The following is an 18,204-nucleotide window of genomic DNA, read 5'->3' on the forward strand; positions in this document are numbered from 1 at the left end:
GAGGTCCTTGTCTTCCTTGAGCTTGTCGAGGATCGCCCGGGCCGCGGCGACGCGCGCCTGGGGATCGCCGCCGCTGCCGGCGTCGAGCCAGCGCTGCACCGCCAGCCGCCGCGACACCTTGGTCACGCGCTCGTGGGCGAGGTGCGTGTTGTTGCGGCTGAACGCCAGCGGGTTGTTGATCTCGTGGGCGACGCCGGCGGTCAGCTGGCCGAGGCTGGCGAGCTTCTCGCCCTGGACCAGCTGCGCCTGGGTCTGCTTGAGCTCGACGAGGCTATCCTTGAGGCCCTCGAACAGCTGGGTGTTCGTCAGCGAGATCGCGGTCTGGCTGGCGAGCGAGAGCGTCAGCTCGAGCGCGGCGTCGTCGTAGGGCAGGACGACGTTGTCGATGTCGGCGGCCGTCAGCGTGGCGGTGCGCGAGATCTTGCGGTTGATGAGCTGGAGGACGCCGATGACCTGGTCGTCCTGGTTCTTCATCGGCAGCACGAGCATGCTGCGCGTGCGGTAGCCGGTCCGCTGGTCGAAGGCGGGGTTGAAGCTGTACTCGGCCTTGGGATCGAGCAGGTAGGCGTCGGGGATGTTGACCGGCTCGCCGGTGACGGCGACGTAGCCGGCGAGGGTGCTCTTGCTGACCGGGATGGTGAACTTGACCAGCTCGAGGTGCGGCAGCGAGTCGTTCTGCGAGTTGTTGAAGCGCAGGCGCTTGGTGCCGGCGGCGTCCTTCTCGACGATGTAGAGCGAGCCGGCGTCGGAGCAGGTGAAGTCGCGGGCGGTGGTGAGGATGAAGTTGAGCAGCCGCTCCTGATCGCGCTCGGTCGAGAGGGCGATGCCGATCCGGTTGAGCTTGGTGATCTCGCCGGCGAGGCGGCGGCGCTCGGCCTCGAGGGCGTGCAGGCGATCGTCGGCGGCGGCGTCGCGCAGGGCGGTGCGGATGGCGACCAGCAGCGCGGCGGCACCTGGCTCTGGGGACAGGATGGCCGAGACCGCGTCGCCGAAGCGCTGCTGCATGACCTCGGCCGCGGAGCCGGGCAACAGGCTGATGAGCCGCGTCGGGCCGACGGGCTGCAGCTCGACGCGGCCGTCGTCGCCGAGCAGGTGCTCGTCGAGGAGGACGACGCAGGCGCGACCAGGGCGACGCGCGGCGACGGCGGTGCCGAGCTCGCGCGACGTGACCGGCCGCAGCTCACCGGCCGAGCGGCACGCGGCGGCGGTCACCGAGCCGGCGAAGGCGGGCGAGCACAGCAGCAGCGGCGCGGACGACTCGACGCGAGGCGACGGATCGGGTCCCGACCCGGAGGGTTGCGCCGCGCCACCCGAGGTGGCGGTGCTGGCTGCGTCATCCGCCTGCACAGTGTTCACCATGGTCGGAGAAGCGAGGCGCAAAAACAAGGGTCACCACAGCATGTCCGCAGCATCTCCACACGAGAGGTCGACGACGTCGCGAGTCGACACGCGGTCGCGACAACGAAGCGGCGCGGCCGCACCGCGTCGCCTCGACGTCTGTCGCGGACGATACCGCGCTCAGATGTTGACTTCCGGCAGCTCGGCGAGGGCCGCCTCGATCGCCGCCTGGGGGTAGGCGTAGTCGGTCAGCTCGCCGCGGAAGTAGGCGTCGTAGGCCGTCATGTCGAAGTGGCCGTGGCCGCAGAGGTTGAAGAGGATCACCGGCGAGGTGCCCTCTTCCTTGGCGCGGATGGCCTCGCGGATCACCTGAGCGACGGCGTGGCCGGCCTCGGGCGCCGGGACGATGCCCTCGGCGCGCAGGAAGGTCACGGCCGACTTGAAGACCTCGAGCTGCGGCACCGAGTAGGCCTCGATCAGCTTCTGGTCGTACAGCTCGCTGATGACGCTGCCGACGCCGTGGTAGCGCAGGCCGCCCGCGTGCACCGGCGGCGGGATGAACTTGGCGCCGAGGGTGTGCATCTTGACCATCGGCGCCATGCCGGCGGTGTCGCCGTAGTCGTAGGCGTAGACGCCCCGGGTGAGGGTGGGGCAGGCGGCGGGCTCGACCGCGACGACGCGCACGTTGCGGCCGTGGACGATCTTGTCGCGCAGGTAGGGCACGGCGATGCCGGCGAAGTTGCTGCCGCCGCCGACGCAGCCGACCACGATGTCGGGGCTGTCGCCGGCGCGGTCGAGCTGCAGCATCGCCTCCTGGCCGATGATCGACTGATGCATCAGCACATGGTTGAGCACCGAGCCGAGCGCGTACTTGTACTTGCCGCCGCTCTTGGCCGCCATCTCGACGGCCTCGCTGATGGCGATGCCGAGGCTGCCGGTGCTGTCGGGATCCTGGGCGAGGATGGCCCGCCCGGCCTCGGTCTTGTCGCTCGGGCTGGCGGTGACGTTGGCCCCGAAGCTCTGGATGATGGCCCGGCGGTACGGCTTCTGGACGAAGCTGACCTTGACCATGAAGACGTAGCACTCGAGGTTGAAGAAGTTGCACGCCTGCGACAGGGCCGTGCCCCACTGGCCTGCACCTGTCTCTGTGGTCACGCCGACGACGCCGGCCTGCTTGTTGTAGAACGCCTGCGGGATCGCGGTGTTGAGCTTGTGGCTGCCGCTCGGCGAGACGCCCTCGTACTTGTAGTAGATCTTCGCGGTGGTCCCGATCGCCTTCTCCAAGCGCCGCGCGCGCATGAGGGGGGTCGGGCGCCACAGCTTGTAGATCTCGCGGACCTCCTCCGGGATCTCGATGAAGCGCTCGCGCGAGACTTCCTGGTTGATGATCTCCTGCGGGAACAGCACTCCCAGGTCGTCAGAAGTGACCGGGCTCTTGGTGCCGGGGTGCAGGACCACGGGGAGCGGGCGCGGAAGATCGGCCTGGATGTTGTACCAACGTGTCGGAATTGCGCTCTGGGGGAGTTCAAAACGCGTCAGGGACTCGGTCATTCGCGGCGCTCCAGTCTCGCTCGCCCTTTATATCGCGAGGCGACGCTGCGACAAAGGCCCGCGGGTCGGTCGATGCGCCTTCCGTCGGGTTGGGCCGTCGGGACCCGACTCTCGTCGATGCGGCCGCAACGGGTGCTGGGATGTTCTTTCGGCCATGCGCACGCGCACCGGCCCAATTCGCGGGGCGCGCCGGCCGCTGCGCATGCGCCAGCGCTCATGCGCGTGGACGCGCCCTCCGATGCACGCCGTCGGGCGTGGAGTCACAGACCCGCAGGGCCGTGGAGCGCGGACCCTCAGGCGCGTCGCGTGGGCCGATCGAGGACGCATGCTCGGACGGGTCGCGGCCTCGCGGGCCCGCGGAGCCGGTGACGTGGCAGGCCGACGGGCGCCGCAGGGCCTCGCAGGCGGGCGATCTTAGGGCCGCCGAGCCGCGCGCACACGCGCGAAGTAGCCGCGGTAGGCCCGCATGGCCACGCCGGCGAACAGCAGCGTGATCGGGATGTTGACCCACAGCATCACGCCGGTGCCGACCGAGGTGATGTTGTCGAGCTCCGTCTCGGACCGGATCCAGCCTGCGCAGGCGAGCAGGATGCTCAGGCAGTAGACGATCTTGTACGGGACGATCGAGCGACGTCCCGCCATGTAGACCATGCCCTGCTCGCCGTAGTAGGCGTACGAGATCATCGTCGAGACCGCGAACAGCCACGAGGCGACCGCGACCAGCCACTTCCCGAGGCCGGGGGCCACGCGATCGAAGGCGTGGCTGGTGAGCGCGGCCCCGACGTAGTCCTTGTAGACGTCGAGGCCTGCGAGCGCAGGCGCGCGGGCGAGCGGCGCGGCGGCCGAGCCGACGGGATCCCAGTTCACATAGAGGCGATCTCCCGCGCCGAGGACCACGGTTCCGGTCACCCGCTGCAGGTCGCCGCCGGTCGCGGGGTCGATCGACCCGTAGCGCGCGAGCATGAACACGGCGTCGCGCTCGCGCCAATCGCTGCCGGCGATCGCCAGCGCAGCCGGATGTTTCTCGGGCAATGGCGTATCGGACAGGTCCCAACAGCCAGGTTCGATCTCGACGGCGGCCGGCGGGGCGGGGAGGGTGGTCTCGCCCTCGCGGCACCAGGCGCCGCTGGCCAGCACGACCAGCGAGGTGAGGGTGCAGACGACGATGGTGTCGATGAAGGGCTCGAGGCCGGCGACCACGCCCTCGCGCACCGGCTCGTCGGTCCTGGCGGCGCAGTGGGCGATCGGCGAGGTGCCCTGGCCGGCCTCGCTCGAGAACAGCGCCCGCTTCATGCCCCACACGAAGGCGGCGCCCGAGGTGCCGCCGACGAACGCGCCGGTGGCCTCGGCCGGGGAGAAGGCGGAGGCGACGATGAGCCGCAACATCTCCGGGATGTCGGCGACGTGGACGGCCAGCACGTACAGCGCGGCGGCGAGGTAGAGGATGCACATCGCCGGGACCAACTTGCCGGCGACGGCGCCGATCCGCTTGATCCCGCCGAGGATGACGAGGCCGACGAGGAGGGCGAGGACGAGGCCGGCGACCTGCTGCGGCACGCCGAAGCTCTCTTCGGTGACGATGCCGACGTTCCACGCCTGGAACATGTTGCCGCCGGTGATCGTGCTGATGAGGAGGGTGATGCAGAACAGCACGCCGAGGCCGCGACCGACAGGGCGCAGCTTGTCGCTGCGCTGGGCCAGGCCGTCGTCGGCGACCCACATCGGCCCGCCGTTCGGCTCGTCGGGGTTGTCGACGCGGCGATACAGCATCGACAGGGTGACCTCGACGGTCTTGAGCGCCATGCCGGCGAGGCCGACGATCCACATCCAGAACACGGCGCCGGGGCCCCCGAGCGTGATCGCCACGGCGACGCCGCCGATGTTGCCGAGGCCGACGGTGGCCGACAGCGCGGCCGACAGGGCCTGGAAGTGACTGATGGCCCCGGGCGCGCCGGGCCTGTCGTAGTCGCCGCGGATGACCTTCACGCCGTGGGTGAGCGCGTGGTACTGGCAAAAGCCGCTCCACACGGTGAACAAGAGGCCGACGGCCAGCACGGCGTAGAGCACGCTGTCGTGCCACAACACCGCGTTGACGGGCGTCAGCCAGTCGTTGAAAACGATCCGCAGGGTCTCCACGAGCGAACGAGGGCCGCATCATGGCGGCCCGGGCTGCGCGGCGCAATCGCTGCAGGGCTTTTAATAAAGGATGCTCACGGCCCGGGCGCCGGGGCGGGCGGAGCGGCGGGTGCTTCGCCCGCAGGTCCGATCGCGGGTGCTTCGCCCGCAGGCCGCGGGGCGGCAGCGTCGCCGGCGGCGTCTGCGGGCGCGGGCTTGCCGAGCCGCGGGGCGTCGGGACGGATCCCCGGCGGGACCTCGACGCGCTCGCCGACGGTGATAAGGCTGGCGTAGCGCAGCAGGCTGACCTTCACCAAAAGATCGGAGAAGGCCCACTCGGTCTCGAAGTTGGTGGCGACGGGGATCTCGACGGCGCCGTCGGCGTCGGGCGCAGGCAGCTCGCGCGAGGGCGTGCGCGTGGGCGGGCCGTAGACGCCGGTGTAGAAGGCGACGGCGTCCTGGTAGTCGGCGAGGGCGGGCGCGGGATCCTTGGAGGTCCGCTGGTACGAGACGTGACGCAGCGGGTGCTCGGCGCTGTCGAAGACGAACAACAGGCGACCCTCGGAGGAGGGTCGCGGGCGATCGGTGAGCTGCTGGCTGCGCGTCTTGGGGCAGCTGTAGCGGACCTGCGGGTTGGCCTCGCGCTTGCTCTTGCGATCGAGCAAGGAGGCGGAGGTGACGGCGTCCTCGCCGCGCGCGCGCGCCTCCTCGATGCGCTTGCGCTCGGCCTTGCGCCGACCCTCCATGGTGGCGCGGATCGAGGTGTCGCTGCAGCCGAGGCCGAGCCGCGCAGCGAGGGCCTCGACGTCGGCGACGCGGTGCAGGCCGACCTCGCTGTGCATGGCGGCGGTGACGGGGGCGCGCGGGCCGGCCTTGGGCTCCTTGAATTCGAAGCGCCACTCCTGCTCCTTGGGCCCGAACAACCCGGCGAGGCCAGCCCCGGGCGCGCCGGGGGCCGGCTCGCCGGCCGGAGCGGGCGCGGCAGGCGTGGGCTCGGCGGCGCCGCAGGCGGGGAGGCCGAGGACGCAGGCGAGGGCGAGGTGGCGCGGGTGGATGACCATGAGGACAGGTGCGGTCAGGCGCGACCGAGCAGGACGCGCGCGCCGGCGATGGCCTGGCGCAGCTCGGGATCGACGACGTCGGCGAGCGCGCGAGAGGTGCCGTCGCTCGGCTCGGCGCTCATGGGCGGCGGACCCGAAGGCGGAGCCGGCAGCGCAGCAGGCCGCGGGCCGGCGGGCGGGACGACGCCGAGGCGGAAGCGCAGGCGGCCGAGACGAGCGTCGGGCGCGAGCTGCTGGAGCTTGTGCAGGAGCTCGTCCCGCGAGTACATCAACTCGTGGTGGTACTGACTGTCCTCGACCACGACGATGACCTCGTCCTTCACGACGGCGAGCGGATAGGCCCGACCCCGCAGCCACGGCATGTTGAGCCGCTCCCAGGCGGCACGCACGTGCACGAGCCGGATCAAGTGGTCGGGGACGATCGACTTGACGAGACCCCAGACGGCGTCAGCGAGCGGCTGGGGGCCGCGAGCGAACGATCGGCGAGGACGACGAGCCATCGCCCCCGAGTGTGCCACAGCGGGCTGGTCTGGGCGGCGGCGCTCCTCACGCTGGGCTGCGCGGCGCGATCCGGCTGGGAACGGACGGACGCGCGGGCCTGCCGCCCGGCGGACCCACCGCGGATCTGCGTGCTCGCCGAACCCGACCGGGCGCTGGTGCTCCGGGCCGGCGGGACAGCCCTGGTGCCGGGCGAGTGCGCGGCGGCGCCCAAACCGCGCGGCGGATCGCTGCGCATGGGCGCGGAAGACGGGCGCACCGGGGCGGCCGCGTCGCGCTGGCTGCGGACGCGCCGCGGGGCGACGACGGTGGTGACGGCGACGCCGGCGGCGAAGCCGAAGGTGGTGGCGAGAGAGCGCTGTACCGGACAGGTCGGATCGGACAGGGCTGAAGAGTAAGGTGTGTTCAGGCATGTCCTCGGGGACATGTTGGGCGGGCGCGGGCATTCCGGGGTTGGCGTGCCCGAGTCGCGTGGCGGGGATTTTCGCGAGTTCGGAGGCGCGGGGGCAGTCGTGGGGCGGGATTTTCGCGAGTTCGGGGGCGCGGGGCGCCGTGCGAGGAAGCGCGCTCGTTGTGCGCGGGGCCCCGCTCGTCGCCGTGCGGGGAAGTGAGCTCGTTGCGCGCGGGGCCCCGCTCGTCGCGGTGCGGGGAAGCGCGCTCGTTGTGCGCGGGGACCTGCTCGTCGCCGTGCCGGGGAAGCGCGCTGGTTGTACGGCGTGGCCGGCCGGACGGGTGAGCTTCGGGCTCGTCGGCGATCGGTGGCCAGCGCGATGGTCGAACTGGTTGTTCGGCGGGTGAGGCGATCGAACTCTTCGATGAGCGGACGGTGCGGGGCGCGGTCGCAGGTGGAGAGGCGCGTGTCAGCCGTCGAGCACGCGGACCGCGATGCCGGCGGCGCGGGCGAGGCCGACGAGGTGCCTGGAGCCGCGGCTGCCGGCGATGGCGGGGTGGAACACGAGGACGAGCTCGGCACCCGCGGCGAGCATGCGCTCGTTGAGGCCTTTCCATGCGCCCCGGCCGAAGCGGCGCCGGTCCTCCTGCGACTTCGCCATCGCCTGAACCGCCAGCCCGAGGGCCGCCGCGACGAAGCCGGCGAGCGCGTCGGCGCCGGGTGAGTCGCCGTGGATCACGGTGCTTCCGGCGGGTAGTTTCGAGAGCTCGCGGGCGATCGCGTCGGTGTCGGTCCAGGCGACGGCCCCACCGACGAGCACGCGCATCGGTCGACGTGAGCCGGCTTCGCGGTTCATCGCGGCATGGTTGATACGCGCTCGTGATCTCGGGGAGATCATCGCGGCGTGGCTGCGGAACCGGGCGAGCGTCGAGCGCCGCGAGATCTCGGGTCGACGATACAGGCTGAAGCAACAGGTTAGCGAGTCGCCGCGCGCCCGGCGTTGCGATTCCCAGTGCCGACGATACGGCGGCGCATGGCGTAACGGACATGTTCATACGGACATGCTCCTGCCGAACGCTGCTCCCTCGACTCTCCATCCGTCACGCATGCGATGGCCGGGGAGCAGGCTCACCCGCGCGGCGACGAGCGGGGCCACCACACTCTCCACAGGGCGGACCGGGGACGGCGCAGCGGGAAGCAGTGGGGGGCTCTGCACCTGGCGCGCAGACGCCGGGCCAATCCACGGACGCGCCCCGCTCGTCTGCGGCGTCGAGCACCTGGTGTGGAAGGACCCGCGTCGCAGGGACCCGCTGCGCCGTCCCCGGGCCGCCAGGCCCCGCGCCCGCGGGCGCGCGACCACCGGCGGCGCCGCGAGACGCGCCCTCGATGACGAGCCGCGGCGCGAGCCGGACACGCGATTGCCTGATCGGCGGCGCGACCGCCGGCACGCCATTCATCCCAAGGAAGGCTGTTCCAGGATCCACTGATCGCCAAGTTATGCAACAGCCTGCAGCGCGCGGAGCCAGCGCGACCCGGGGCACGCGATCACCCGGAGCACCCGCGACGTTCGACGAGCTCGTCGAACGTCGTGGAGGCAGGCCCCTGGTGCTAAGGCCATGTCCCGAGGGACAGGTCAGAAGGTCGCCAGGGTGTCGGCGTAGGCGCGGCGGATCCGGGCGGTCAGCGGGCCCTCGGTGCCGGCGGCGATCGGGTGGCCGTCGACGCTGGTGACGGCGATCGGCCCGCGCACGGAGGAGGTCAGGAAGACCTCGTCGGCGCAGCGGACGTCGAACGGGTGGAGCGCGGACTCCTGGGCTGAAATGCCGAGCTTGCCGGCGAGGTCGAGGACGGCGGCGCGGGTGATGCCCGGGAGGATGCCGGTGTCGACGGGAGGGGTGTAGACGACGCCCTGGAGGACGGCGAAGACGTTGCTGGTGGCGCCCTCGGCGACGACGCCGGCGGGGTTGATGAGGATCGCCTCGTCGTCGCCGGCGGCCAGAGCCTGACGCAGGGCCTGGATGTTGGGCAGGTAGTTGGCGGTCTTGAAGGCGGGGTCGAGGGCGGTGGCGGGGACGCGGGTGACGTCGACGATCCGAGCCCGCAGGCCGCGGACGTAGCCGGCCTCGTCGGGGAGGTCGAGCGGGACGGCGAGGACGGCGAGCGTCGGGGTGACGGCCCGGCGCGGGTCGAGCATCAGCGGGCCGACGCCGCGGGTGACGACGATCCGCACGAGGCTGTCGGCGTTGCCGGTGTCGGCGTGGGTGGCGTCGACGCGCGCGCGCAGCTCGGCGTCGGACCACGGCAGCTCGAGGCCGATGCCGGCGGCGCTCCGGCGCAAGCGCTCGGTGTGCGCGGTCCAGGCGACGGGCCGGCCGCCGGCGGTGCGCAGGGTCTCGAACACGGCGTCGCCGAACAAGAACCCGCGGTCGAGCACGGGTACCGCGGCGTCGGCGGGGTCGAGGGGGCGGCCGATGGTGGACAGGAAGACGCGAGATGCGGGCATGGGCGTTCAGAACATGTCGGAAGGAACAGGTTGAAAGAGACAGGGTGGAAGGGGCATGTCCGTCAGGACCGGCGGAGGCGGAGGCGCAGGCACAGGCCGACGGCCTCGAGCGCGATCTTGGGGGTCATCTTCGAGGCGCCGCGCTCGCGGTCGGGGAAGACGATCGGCAGCTCGCGCGCGCGCTGGCCGGCGCGCACGAGGCGGTACTTCATCTCGATCTGGAAGCCGTAGCCGCTGGCGGCCACGGCGCGGCGATCGAGGGCGGCCAGGGCGCCGCGGCCGTAGCAGACGTAGCCGGCGGTGGGGTCGCGGAGCCCGAAGCCGAGGATCGTGCGGGCGTAGAGGCCGCCGCCGCGCGACAGCAGGCGCCGCCCGAGGCTCCATCCGCGGGTGCCGCCGCCGGAGACGTAGCGCGAGCCGATGGAGAAGTCGGCGCCGCCCTCGCCGCCGTGGACCGCCGCGAGCAGCCCCGGGAGGTACGCGGGATCGTGCGAGAAGTCGGCGTCCATGGTGATGATGTGGGTGAAGCGCGAGGGGTGCTCGAGCGCCCAGTCGATGCCCGCGAGGTACGCGCGGCCGAGGCCCTCCTTGGCGCGGCGATGCAGGACGTGGACGCGGGCGTCGGCTGCGGCGAGGCCGTCGGCGAGCTCCCCGGTGCCGTCAGGGCTGCCGTCGTCGATGATCAGCACGCGCGCGTCGGGCAGCGCGGCGAGGATCGCCGCGGTGATCGGCTCGACGTTGTCCCGCTCGTTGTAGGTGGGCAGGAGGACGAGCGGGCGTGGGGACTCGGCGGCGCTCATGGTCCGGGCAGCCCGCGCAGATTACCTCGCCGCGGCGCAGGGTTGCGAGGCCGCGAGCCGGACTGCTATCTTCCCCGGCGCCCGAGATTTTCACGGTGCGACGGATCCGCTGCCACTACGCGTCCGGAGAGGCCTTCGCGGCGGCGCTACGCGCGGCCGGGGACGAACAGGCGCTCCAGGTGTTCACCACGGAGCGCTTCGAGCCCGGCGAGGAGGTGCTCGCCGAGGTGTTCTTCACCGGGATGAACGGCAAGATGCTGGTCCGCGCGATCGGCAAGAAATGGCACATGGCCCGCCCGCGCCTGCGCGTGCGCGCCGGCGGGGTCCTGCGCTGCGCGGGGAGCGAGTGGCGCAAGCTGCAGTTCCTCCGCGAGGTGGCGCTCGGAAAGGCGACCATGGCGCCTCGCCGCCGGCACCTGCGCCAGCCGGTCCTGGTCGAGATCCGGTGGCGACGCAGTGACGCGGGCGACCTGCTGGCGGCGACGATCTCGGAGATCTCCGAGGCCGGGGCGCTGTTGCTGACCGACGCCGGGCTGGCCCTCGGCGAGGAGATCATCATCGAGATCACGACCCCCGGGGGGGCCCGGCCGCTCGAGCTGACGTCGATCGTACGCAACACGGAGCACCCCGACGGCGTCGGCGTCGAGTTCATGCGCCGCAACTCGGGCGGGCTGACGCGGATCCGCGAGGTCATCCGCCGGCTGGTCGATCAGTGACGCGGGCAGGCTGCGCGATGCGACAGGTTCGAACGGACATGTTCCGCGGGACAGTCAGAGCGATCGCCGGCTGGGCGATCGGACAGGTCCGCAGGGGCATGTGGATCGGTACGGCCGCGCTGGCGCTCGGCTGCGGGCCGCCGGCGGTCGAGGTGCTGCCGGGGGTGAAGGCCGACCTGAGCGCGGGGGCGGCGGGCGCGGAGGGGCCGGTGGCCGCGGCTCCGGCGGGCGACTGCGCGGGGCTCGCGGCGGCCGCGGCGGCCGGATCGGGCGAGGACGCGGTGCTGCTCGTTTGGACATGCCCCGAAGTGCAGGCGAGCACGGCGGCCCTGCGCGCGGCGCTGCTGCAGGCGGCGACTCCGGCCGAGGCGGCCGCGCTGGCGCCGAAGCTGGCGGCCGCGCCCGACCTGGCGGGGCTGGCCCGGCTGGCGGCGATCGACCGCCCGAGCACAGGCTCGCTGAACCCGGCGGAGGCGCCGGATCCGGTGACGGCGCTGGTCAGCCCGATCGACGAGGCGGCGCTCGGCGGGGTGCTGCGGGCGATCGGGGCCCAGACGGCGAGCGGGATCACGCACGAGCAGCGGACCCGCGCGGCGGCGCTGCTGGCCCGGGTCTATCGCGAGGCGCTGGCGCAGCTGGGGCTGCCGCCGGGGCAGCCGCTGCCGCCGTTCGGGCGCCTGCTCGCGGGGCGCTTCCTCCACTTTGGACGCTCGTTCTGTCAGACGTACTGGCAGCGGCGCGTGGCCGGGCTCGAGAACCTGTTCGCGGCCACGGAGGACGAGTTGATGCGGGTGATGTTGGCGCTCGAGCGCACGGCCCACGCCGGCGACGACGCGCTGCTGGCGGTCGAGCGCCAGCGGGCCCGCCGGTACCTGCAGGGCCGCGGGGTGGCGGAGCGGCTGAAGTCGCGCGGGGTGACGCCGACGCCCGAGTCCCTGCTGCCGCTGCCGAACGAGCTCGACCGCCTGGTCGATCACGGGTTCATCGATCTGGCGCTGCAACGGGCGCTGTTCCTGGCTGGCGAACAACCGGCGCCGTTCGGGATGGGGCCGGTGGTCGAGTCGCTGCGGTCGATCCTCACGCAGCGCGATCTCGGCGACTTTCAGGCGCTGCTCGAGCGGCGGATCGCCGAGGCGCGCAAGCTCGAGCCGCCACCGCCCGAGCAGGGGACGCGCGAGTGGCCGGTGCGGGCGCCGTGGAGCTGGAGCGATGCGGGCGCGATCGCGGAGGCTGCCGGGCAGTGGTGCGAGGAGGCGGGGCAGGCGGAGGGGACGGCGCGGCGGCGCGGGCTGTGGCGCGCGGTGCTGGCGTTGCGCGAGCGGCCGGATGCGTGCCGCGAGCTGCTGCGGCGGGCCGATGCGGGCGGGCTGGCGGCGCAGGTGGCCCGCGCGGTGCTCGACCGGCTCGACGACGACAGCCTGGCGACGCTGCGTACCCGCACGGCGGGGGGCGAGGCCGGCGAGGCGCAGGTGCGGCGGACGTTCGCGCTGGCGAGCCGCGACGCCGGGCTGCTGCCGCGCTGAGAGCTCGTGCTCGCGCGCAGAGTCGCGTGTGCGGGGTCGCGGGGCGTGGAGAGCGTGGCGGGGGCGGCCCGGGGACGGCGCAGCGGGTCCCTGCGACGCGGGTCCTTCCTCACCAGGTGCTCGACGCCGCAGGCGGGTGGGGCGTGTGCGAGGATAGGCCCGGCGTCTGCGCGCCAGGTGCAGAGCCCCCCGCTGCTTCCCGCTGCGCCGTCCCCGGGTCGCCCCTGCGGAGAGAGGTCGTGGGCCCCGCTCGTCGCCGTGCGAGGGATGGGCGGGCTCGGCATCACGCTGAGGTGAGGGTGAACCTCGCTTTGAAATGTCTACTCGGGCATGTCTAAAAGGGCATGCTCTGAAGAGCATGTTCTTGAAGACATGCTCGCATGGACATGCGCCGGTGGGGCGGCGCGTCGGCCTTAGGGGGCGCGTCGGGCCAGCCAGGAGCCGATCTCGCGCTGGCGCTTGGCGTTGCGGACGGCGCGGGCGTCGCGCTCGGCCTGGCGCGCGAGGGTGAGGGCGCGCTCTCGCTGGGTCGGCTCGTGGTCCCACAGGGCGCGGGCGAGGGCGAAGTGGGTGACGGCGCGGAGGGCGGGCTGGCCGGAGCGCTCGGCGAGGAGGTAGCCGTGCTCGAGATCGGCGAGGGCGCGCGCGATCTCCTTGCGCCCCAGGTGCAGGGCGCCGGTGGCGGTGAAGTACTCGGCGAAGTCGGGGCGTTCGACGCCGAACACGGCGTACATCTGCGGGAGCGCCGAGTCGAGCAGCTTCGTGGCCTCGCCGAGGTCGCCGAGCTCGAGGTAGGCGAGGCCGAGGTTGGCCTGGGCGGCGCGGGCGAACGGGTGCAGCGGGCCGAGCTGGTTGCCGAGGATCTGCCAGGCCTCGCGCAGCAGCTCGGCGCTCTCCTCGGGGCGTCCGAGGGAGCGCACGGTCTCGGCGAGGCCGACCTTGGTGACGCCGATCGGCAGGAGGTCGTGGGGCGCGGTGCGCTGGCGCAGCTCGATGCCGGCGCGGTACAGCTCCTCGGCCTCGCCGAGGCTGCCGCGGGCGGCCCGGGCGTTGGCGAGGCTGTTGTACAGCTCGGCCTCGACGCCGACCTCGGAGGTGCGGGCGATGAGCGCGCCGGCGATCGCGGCGTTGCGCTCGGCGGTGGCGTAGTCCTGCATGCCGTAGCCGCGCACGTGCACGTCGGTGACAAGGCTGCGCAGCTCGATGGCGTGGTGGCCGGCGCGGATGCTGGTGAGGTAGGCGTCCCACAGCGAGCTGGCGGCCTCGTGGACAAAGCTGGTCTCGCTGAGGATCCGGCCGCGCCAGAACAGGGCCTCGGCGAGGGTCGGCAGGTAGGCGACGGCCTGGGCGGCGTGGATGGTCCGGTCGACGTGGGCGACGGCGCGGTCGAACTGGCCGGCGAGGAACAGCGCCTCGACCTCGGCGAGGTCGCGCTGGAGGGCCTGCACGCGGGTGGCGGCGGCCGGATCGGCGGGCAGGCCGAGGCGGCGCTGCTCGTCGAGGAGGGCGACAGGGTCGTCGCAAGAGGCGACGGGGCGGAGGCCGGCGACGGCCTGGGCGGCGTTCATGGCGGTGCTGCCGTGGCTCTCGGCGAGGACGTCGACGAGGGCGTCGAGCTCGGCGCGGCGGCGCTGGAGGCAGTGCATCTGCGCGTCGAGGGCGACGCTCGAGCGCTCGCCGTCGCGGTGGGCCTCGCAGGTGCGCGTGTGCATGGCGGTCCACTCGGCGGCGTAGGCGTCGATGGCCTGGTGGACGCGCGCGGCGGTGTCGGCGGCGTAGTCGAGGCCCGTGGCCAGGAGGGCGCGCTCGACGGCGGCGCCGCGCGGCTCGTCCCACACGCCGACGAGGTGTTCGGCAGCATTGCGGCAGGTGGCGCCGGGGCGGGTCTGGACGAACGCGAACGAGGCCGCGGCGATGCCGACCATGGTGGCGGCCCAGCGCAGGCGCCGACGACCGCGCTCGGGTGGCGGCTCGAGCTCGGCCAGGAGGGCGCGCATGTCGGGGAAGCGCTGCGCGGGATCGTTGTCGAGGCCGCGGAGGATCGCCCGCTGGATCCGCGGCGGCACCGGCGTGCGCGGGGGGATCGGGACGCGCTCGCCGAGGAGCACGCTGCGGCCGATCTCGTCGATCGTGCGGCCGAGGTGGGGACGCATGCCGAACAGCGCCTCGAACAGCGCGGTGCAGAAGCCGAACTGATCGGTGCGCGCGTCGGTCGGCTCGCGCAGGAACTGCTCCGGCGCCATGTAGGCGGGGGTGCCGATCAGCGAGCCGGCGGCGGTGACCCGCATCAGCTCGCGTCCGGACTGCGACAGCGCCGGGCCGCGGTCGACCTCGTTGCCGAGGCCGACCGGGAGCGCGAGGCCGAAGTCCATGACGCGGACGCGGCCGTCGCTGTCGATCATGAAGTTGTCGGGCTTGACGTCGCGGTGGATGATGCCGGCGCCGTGGGCGGCGGCCAGACCGCGGCCGGCCTGCACGAACACCTCGACGATCTCGGACCACGAGCGCGCCTGTTCTTCGAGCCAGGCGGTCAAGGTGCGGCCGTGGACGAACTCGAGGGCGATGAAGATCTGACTGTGCCACTCGCCGACGTCGTGGACCTGGACGACGTTGGGGTGCGACAGCTGGGCCAAGGCCTGGGCCTCGCGCAGCAGGCGGGCGCGGCCGGGGACGTCGCCGCTGAGCTTCCGGCGCACCAGCTTGACGGCGACGCGGCGGTCGAGGATCTCGTCGTAGGCGCTGTAGACGACGCCCATGGCGCCCTCGCCGATGCGGCTGAGGACGACGTAGCGGCCGAAACGGAGCGCGTTGGCGTCAGGCCCGCTCGAGCCGGTCGCGCTGTCGCTCGGCGGTCCCGTCACCATAAACGGACGCAGCTTATCCCAGGAGCGGGCGGCCGGGGGCCCGGCCAGCTCGTGCGTCCCCCCGAGGCGTCGGTGACACCGCTCAGCTCACGCGGACACTCGTACGCCCCCGGGGCGCGAGGTCGCGCGCGCGGAGGACATGCTCGAACGGACATGTCCGAATCACCCTGTCTGTTCGAGCATGTCCACAAAGGCACGGTCGCGGCGCGGCAGGAACAGCGCGCCGAGGACCACGCCGGCGGCGATCCCGGCGAGGTGGGCGGTGCCGCTGACCTCGGGCGTGAAGCTGTCGAAGAGGATCTGGAGGCCGAACAGGACGGCGAGGGCGACCAGCTCGGCGCGGCCGATCCGGCTGGTCCGGAGGTCGCGGCGCAGCAGCAGGGCGGCGATGACGGCCCCGCCCAGGGCCATGATCGCCCCCGAGGCGCCGACCAGCAGGACGGGGTCGCCCTTGACGACCACGGCGAGGCCGCTGAGCGCGGCGCTGAGCCCGTAGATGGCGGCCATGCGCGCGCGCCCGAACAGGGCCTCGACGAAGGTGCCGAAGCGCCACAGCATCAGGACGTTGAGGAGCAGGTGGAGGCCGCCGAAGTGCAGCAGGGTGAGGGTGCCGAGCCGCCAGGCGTCGCCGATGCCGAAGGACGAGTCGACGAAGAGGGCGCCCCACTCGTAGTGCCGCTCGAGATCGTAGGGGTCGCCGGTGAGGGCGAAGACGCCGTAGACGCCGAGGAGCACGGCCATCCAGGCCCAGGTGAGGCGCGGGCGCGCGGCGTGACGGCCGAGGAAGGTCGAGACGGCGCGCAGGGCCGGGGCGCCGCGCCGCAAAGCCGCGAGGCGGCGGACGAGCTCGGGCGTGTGCGTGGTGGAGGGACGCGGCGGACGACGCACGATCATGGCGTCGAGCGAGGCGAGGGTGGCGCGGGCGATCCGGTGGTCGCCGTGCTGCGCGAGCCCGCGGGCGATGGTGCGCCGCGCGGCGTCGGGCCGGCCGGCGCACCACTCGGCGAGGGCGAGCAGGACCTCGCGATCGCCGCGCGCGAGGTACATGCCGAGGCCCTCGGCGAGGGCGCTGGTGCGGGCGACGTCGCCGGCGAGCGCGTGCGCCTGAATGATGAGCCGGGCGGCCCGCTCGGGCTGGTTGAAGGTGGGGTCGCCGGCGATCGCCCGCGCGAGCGCCTCGGCGAGGACGTCGCCGTCGGGGTCGGTGCAGGCGACGGCCTGGACGTAGATCGCGCCGAGACCCTGGGCGAACAGGCCGGCGCGCTGCTCCGGATCGGCGAAGGCGGCGCGCACGGCGTCGACGTCGCGGCGGTTGTGAAGGAGGATGGTGTCGAAGGCGCGGCGGACCTCGGGCATGCCGCGCGACACGCGATCGAGCTCGGCCGGCGGGACGTCGTCGCCGGCGCGCAGGGCGAGGATGATCGGCAGGGCCTCGAGCTCCTCGCGCACGGCCTGGGTCGGGTGGATCCGCGCGAGCAACCAGCCGAGCCGGCGGGCGCGCTCCTCGTCGCCGGCGCCGATCGCCCGGTGCAGCCGCGTCTGCAGCGAGAGCGGGGCGATGATGAGGAGGAGGTAGAGGCCGAAGGCGACGAAGCCGGCGCCGTGCGGCGCGAACACGGCCGCGAGCGCGGTGGCGAGGACGATGGCGGCGACGATCGCCCAGCCGCCGCGGGCGTCGGGCCAGCCGAGCCGGCGCAGGTAGAGGGCGTAGCCGAACAGACCGATCGCCGTGACGACGAGCAGCGGGAGGGCGAGAGCGTCGATCGGCACGCGGCCCGCAGCGTAGCCGAGGCGGCACAGCCCGGGTAGGCGCGGGGGGCGAGCGGCCCGGGGTAGGCGCGGGCGCGAGGGTCGGGTAGATCGGTCGAGGTGCTCGCGCGCGCGGCAGTTCGTCTGCAGTCGGCGATCGCGCTGGCGATCGCGCTGGCGTCGACGGCGATCGTCCTGGCGGTGGCTCCGTGGTGGCTGGCGGTGGTGGGGCCGCTGATCGGGCTCGGCTATCGGACGGCGGCGCTGCGGCCGATCGCGCGGCGCGAGCGACTGGCGGCGGCGCCGGTGCCGGAGGCGTGGCGCGAGCTGCTGAGCAAGCGGGTGCCGTTCTACGGGCGGCTGACGCCGCCGGCGCGGCGGCGCTTCGAGGGCGACGTGGCGGTGTTCCTGGGCGAGCACCGGATCTACGGGCCGCAGGGCGCGGAGGTGCCGGAGGAGGTGAAGGTGATGATCGGCGCCGGGGCGGCGATGCTGTGCCACGGACGGCCCGACTGGGAGTGGCCGCACGTGCGCGACATCGTCGTCCACCCGACGCAGTGGAACGAGGACGGCGAGCCCGGCGACCACCACGGGATCGCCGGTCAGGTGCACATGCAGGGGCCGGTGCTGTTCTCGCGCAAGCAGATCCGGTTCGGCTTCCGCAAGCCCGACGGCGAGAACGTGGTGCTGCACGAGCTGGCGCACGTGCTCGACATGGCCGACGGCTCGGCCGACGGGTCGCCCGATCGCTTCGCGTGGACGGCCGTGCCGGGGTGGGACGACATGGTGCGCAGCCGCCTGAAGGCGGTGCGCAAGCGCCAGGCCGGACCGCTGCGCGCCTACGCAGGGACGAACTCGGCGGAGCTGTTCGCGGTCGCGGTCGAGGTGTTCTTCGAACAGCCGGGCCGGCTGCGCAAGCAGGACCCGAACCTGTACGAGGCCCTGGCGACGCTGTTCAACCTCGACCCGGACACGGGGGCGCTGCGGCAGCCGCTGCCGGGGTGAGTGTCTGAAAGGACAGGGGCTCAGGGATAGGTACGATCGAACATGTCTCTTCAGACGCTTTTTGAAGGTGTCCGAAGAGACATGTGATGA

General features: G+C 73.1%; 13 protein-coding genes and 2 pseudogenes. 4 read left to right on the forward strand and 11 right to left on the reverse strand.

Annotation, left to right across the window (positions count from 1 at the left end; genetic code table 11):
• Positions 1 to 164 precede the first annotated feature (164 nt).
• From K7C98_RS45490 to K7C98_RS13565, 6 genes and pseudogenes are all read right to left on the reverse strand, one after another.
• Positions 165 to 282: pseudogene (locus K7C98_RS45490) on the reverse strand (hypothetical protein); the annotation flags it as partial.
• Between the two features lie 36 nt (positions 283 to 318).
• Positions 319 to 1,359: pseudogene (locus tag K7C98_RS45495) on the reverse strand (GAF domain-containing protein); the annotation flags it as partial.
• Between the two features lie 159 nt (positions 1,360 to 1,518).
• Positions 1,519 to 2,889, reverse strand: coding sequence for a TrpB-like pyridoxal phosphate-dependent enzyme (locus K7C98_RS13550; protein ID WP_224192052.1), 1,371 nt, complete (start codon positions 2,887 to 2,889; stop codon positions 1,519 to 1,521).
• A 414-nt stretch (positions 2,890 to 3,303) separates the two neighbouring features.
• The gene (locus K7C98_RS13555) at positions 3,304 to 5,025 is read right to left on the reverse strand and encodes an alanine/glycine:cation symporter family protein (protein WP_224192053.1); all 1,722 of its coding nucleotides are present in this window, start codon (positions 5,023 to 5,025) and stop codon (positions 3,304 to 3,306) included.
• Between the two features lie 74 nt (positions 5,026 to 5,099).
• Positions 5,100 to 6,065 carry a hypothetical protein gene (locus tag K7C98_RS13560; protein WP_224192054.1) on the reverse strand — a complete coding sequence of 322 codons (966 nt, stop codon included), beginning with the start codon at positions 6,063 to 6,065 and terminating at the stop codon, positions 5,100 to 5,102.
• A gap of 14 nt (positions 6,066 to 6,079) precedes the next feature.
• Positions 6,080 to 6,565 (reverse strand): DciA family protein, encoded by a 486-nt coding sequence (locus K7C98_RS13565; RefSeq protein WP_224192055.1) that lies wholly within the window; start codon positions 6,563 to 6,565, stop codon positions 6,080 to 6,082.
• 129 nt (positions 6,566 to 6,694) lie between these two features.
• Here K7C98_RS13565 and K7C98_RS13570 point away from each other — a divergent pair, with 129 nt between their 5' ends.
• Positions 6,695 to 6,961 (forward strand): hypothetical protein, encoded by a 267-nt coding sequence (locus K7C98_RS13570; RefSeq protein WP_224192056.1) that lies wholly within the window; start codon positions 6,695 to 6,697, stop codon positions 6,959 to 6,961.
• Between the two features lie 462 nt (positions 6,962 to 7,423).
• Here K7C98_RS13570 and K7C98_RS13575 read toward each other — a convergent pair whose 3' ends face one another.
• The 3 genes from K7C98_RS13575 to K7C98_RS13585 all read right to left on the reverse strand — a co-directional run bounded on the left by K7C98_RS13575 (position 7,424) and on the right by K7C98_RS13585 (position 10,257).
• Positions 7,424 to 7,810: a DUF2493 domain-containing protein gene (locus tag K7C98_RS13575; protein WP_224192057.1), complete on the reverse strand. Its 387-nt coding sequence runs from the start codon at positions 7,808 to 7,810 to the stop codon at positions 7,424 to 7,426.
• Positions 7,811 to 8,587: 777 nt separating this feature from the next.
• Positions 8,588 to 9,457, reverse strand: coding sequence for an aminotransferase class IV (locus K7C98_RS13580; RefSeq protein WP_224192058.1), 870 nt, complete (start codon positions 9,455 to 9,457; stop codon positions 8,588 to 8,590).
• A 62-nt stretch (positions 9,458 to 9,519) separates the two neighbouring features.
• Complete coding sequence (locus K7C98_RS13585) at positions 9,520 to 10,257, reverse strand: polyprenol monophosphomannose synthase (protein WP_224192059.1); 738 nt, start codon at positions 10,255 to 10,257, stop codon at positions 9,520 to 9,522.
• A gap of 95 nt (positions 10,258 to 10,352) precedes the next feature.
• Between K7C98_RS13585 and K7C98_RS44760 the strand changes: the two genes are divergently transcribed.
• Together K7C98_RS44760 and K7C98_RS13595 are read left to right on the forward strand one after the other, a co-directional pair.
• The gene (locus K7C98_RS44760; RefSeq protein WP_224192060.1) at positions 10,353 to 10,973 is read left to right on the forward strand and encodes a PilZ domain-containing protein; all 621 of its coding nucleotides are present in this window, start codon (positions 10,353 to 10,355) and stop codon (positions 10,971 to 10,973) included.
• Positions 10,974 to 11,011: 38 nt separating this feature from the next.
• Positions 11,012 to 12,496 (forward strand): hypothetical protein, encoded by a 1,485-nt coding sequence (locus tag K7C98_RS13595; RefSeq protein WP_224192061.1) that lies wholly within the window; start codon positions 11,012 to 11,014, stop codon positions 12,494 to 12,496.
• 413 nt (positions 12,497 to 12,909) lie between these two features.
• Here K7C98_RS13595 and K7C98_RS13600 read toward each other — a convergent pair whose 3' ends face one another.
• Positions 12,910 to 15,360, reverse strand: coding sequence for a serine/threonine-protein kinase (locus K7C98_RS13600; RefSeq protein WP_224192062.1), 2,451 nt, complete (start codon positions 15,358 to 15,360; stop codon positions 12,910 to 12,912).
• 162 nt (positions 15,361 to 15,522) lie between these two features.
• A complete protein-coding gene (locus K7C98_RS44765; RefSeq protein ID WP_224192063.1) occupies positions 15,523 to 17,130 on the reverse strand; it encodes a rhomboid family intramembrane serine protease in 1,608 nt (535 codons plus the stop codon).
• 99 nt (positions 17,131 to 17,229) lie between these two features.
• Between K7C98_RS44765 and K7C98_RS13610 the strand changes: the two genes are divergently transcribed.
• Entirely contained in the window at positions 17,230 to 18,114 is an 885-nt protein-coding gene (locus tag K7C98_RS13610; RefSeq protein WP_224192064.1) for a zinc-dependent peptidase, read from the forward strand.
• The last annotated feature ends 90 nt before the right edge of the window (positions 18,115 to 18,204 follow it).

It is taken from the genome of Nannocystis pusilla (assembly GCF_020073745.1).
Lineage (GTDB): Bacteria > Myxococcota_A > Polyangia > Nannocystales > Nannocystaceae > Nannocystis > Nannocystis radixulma.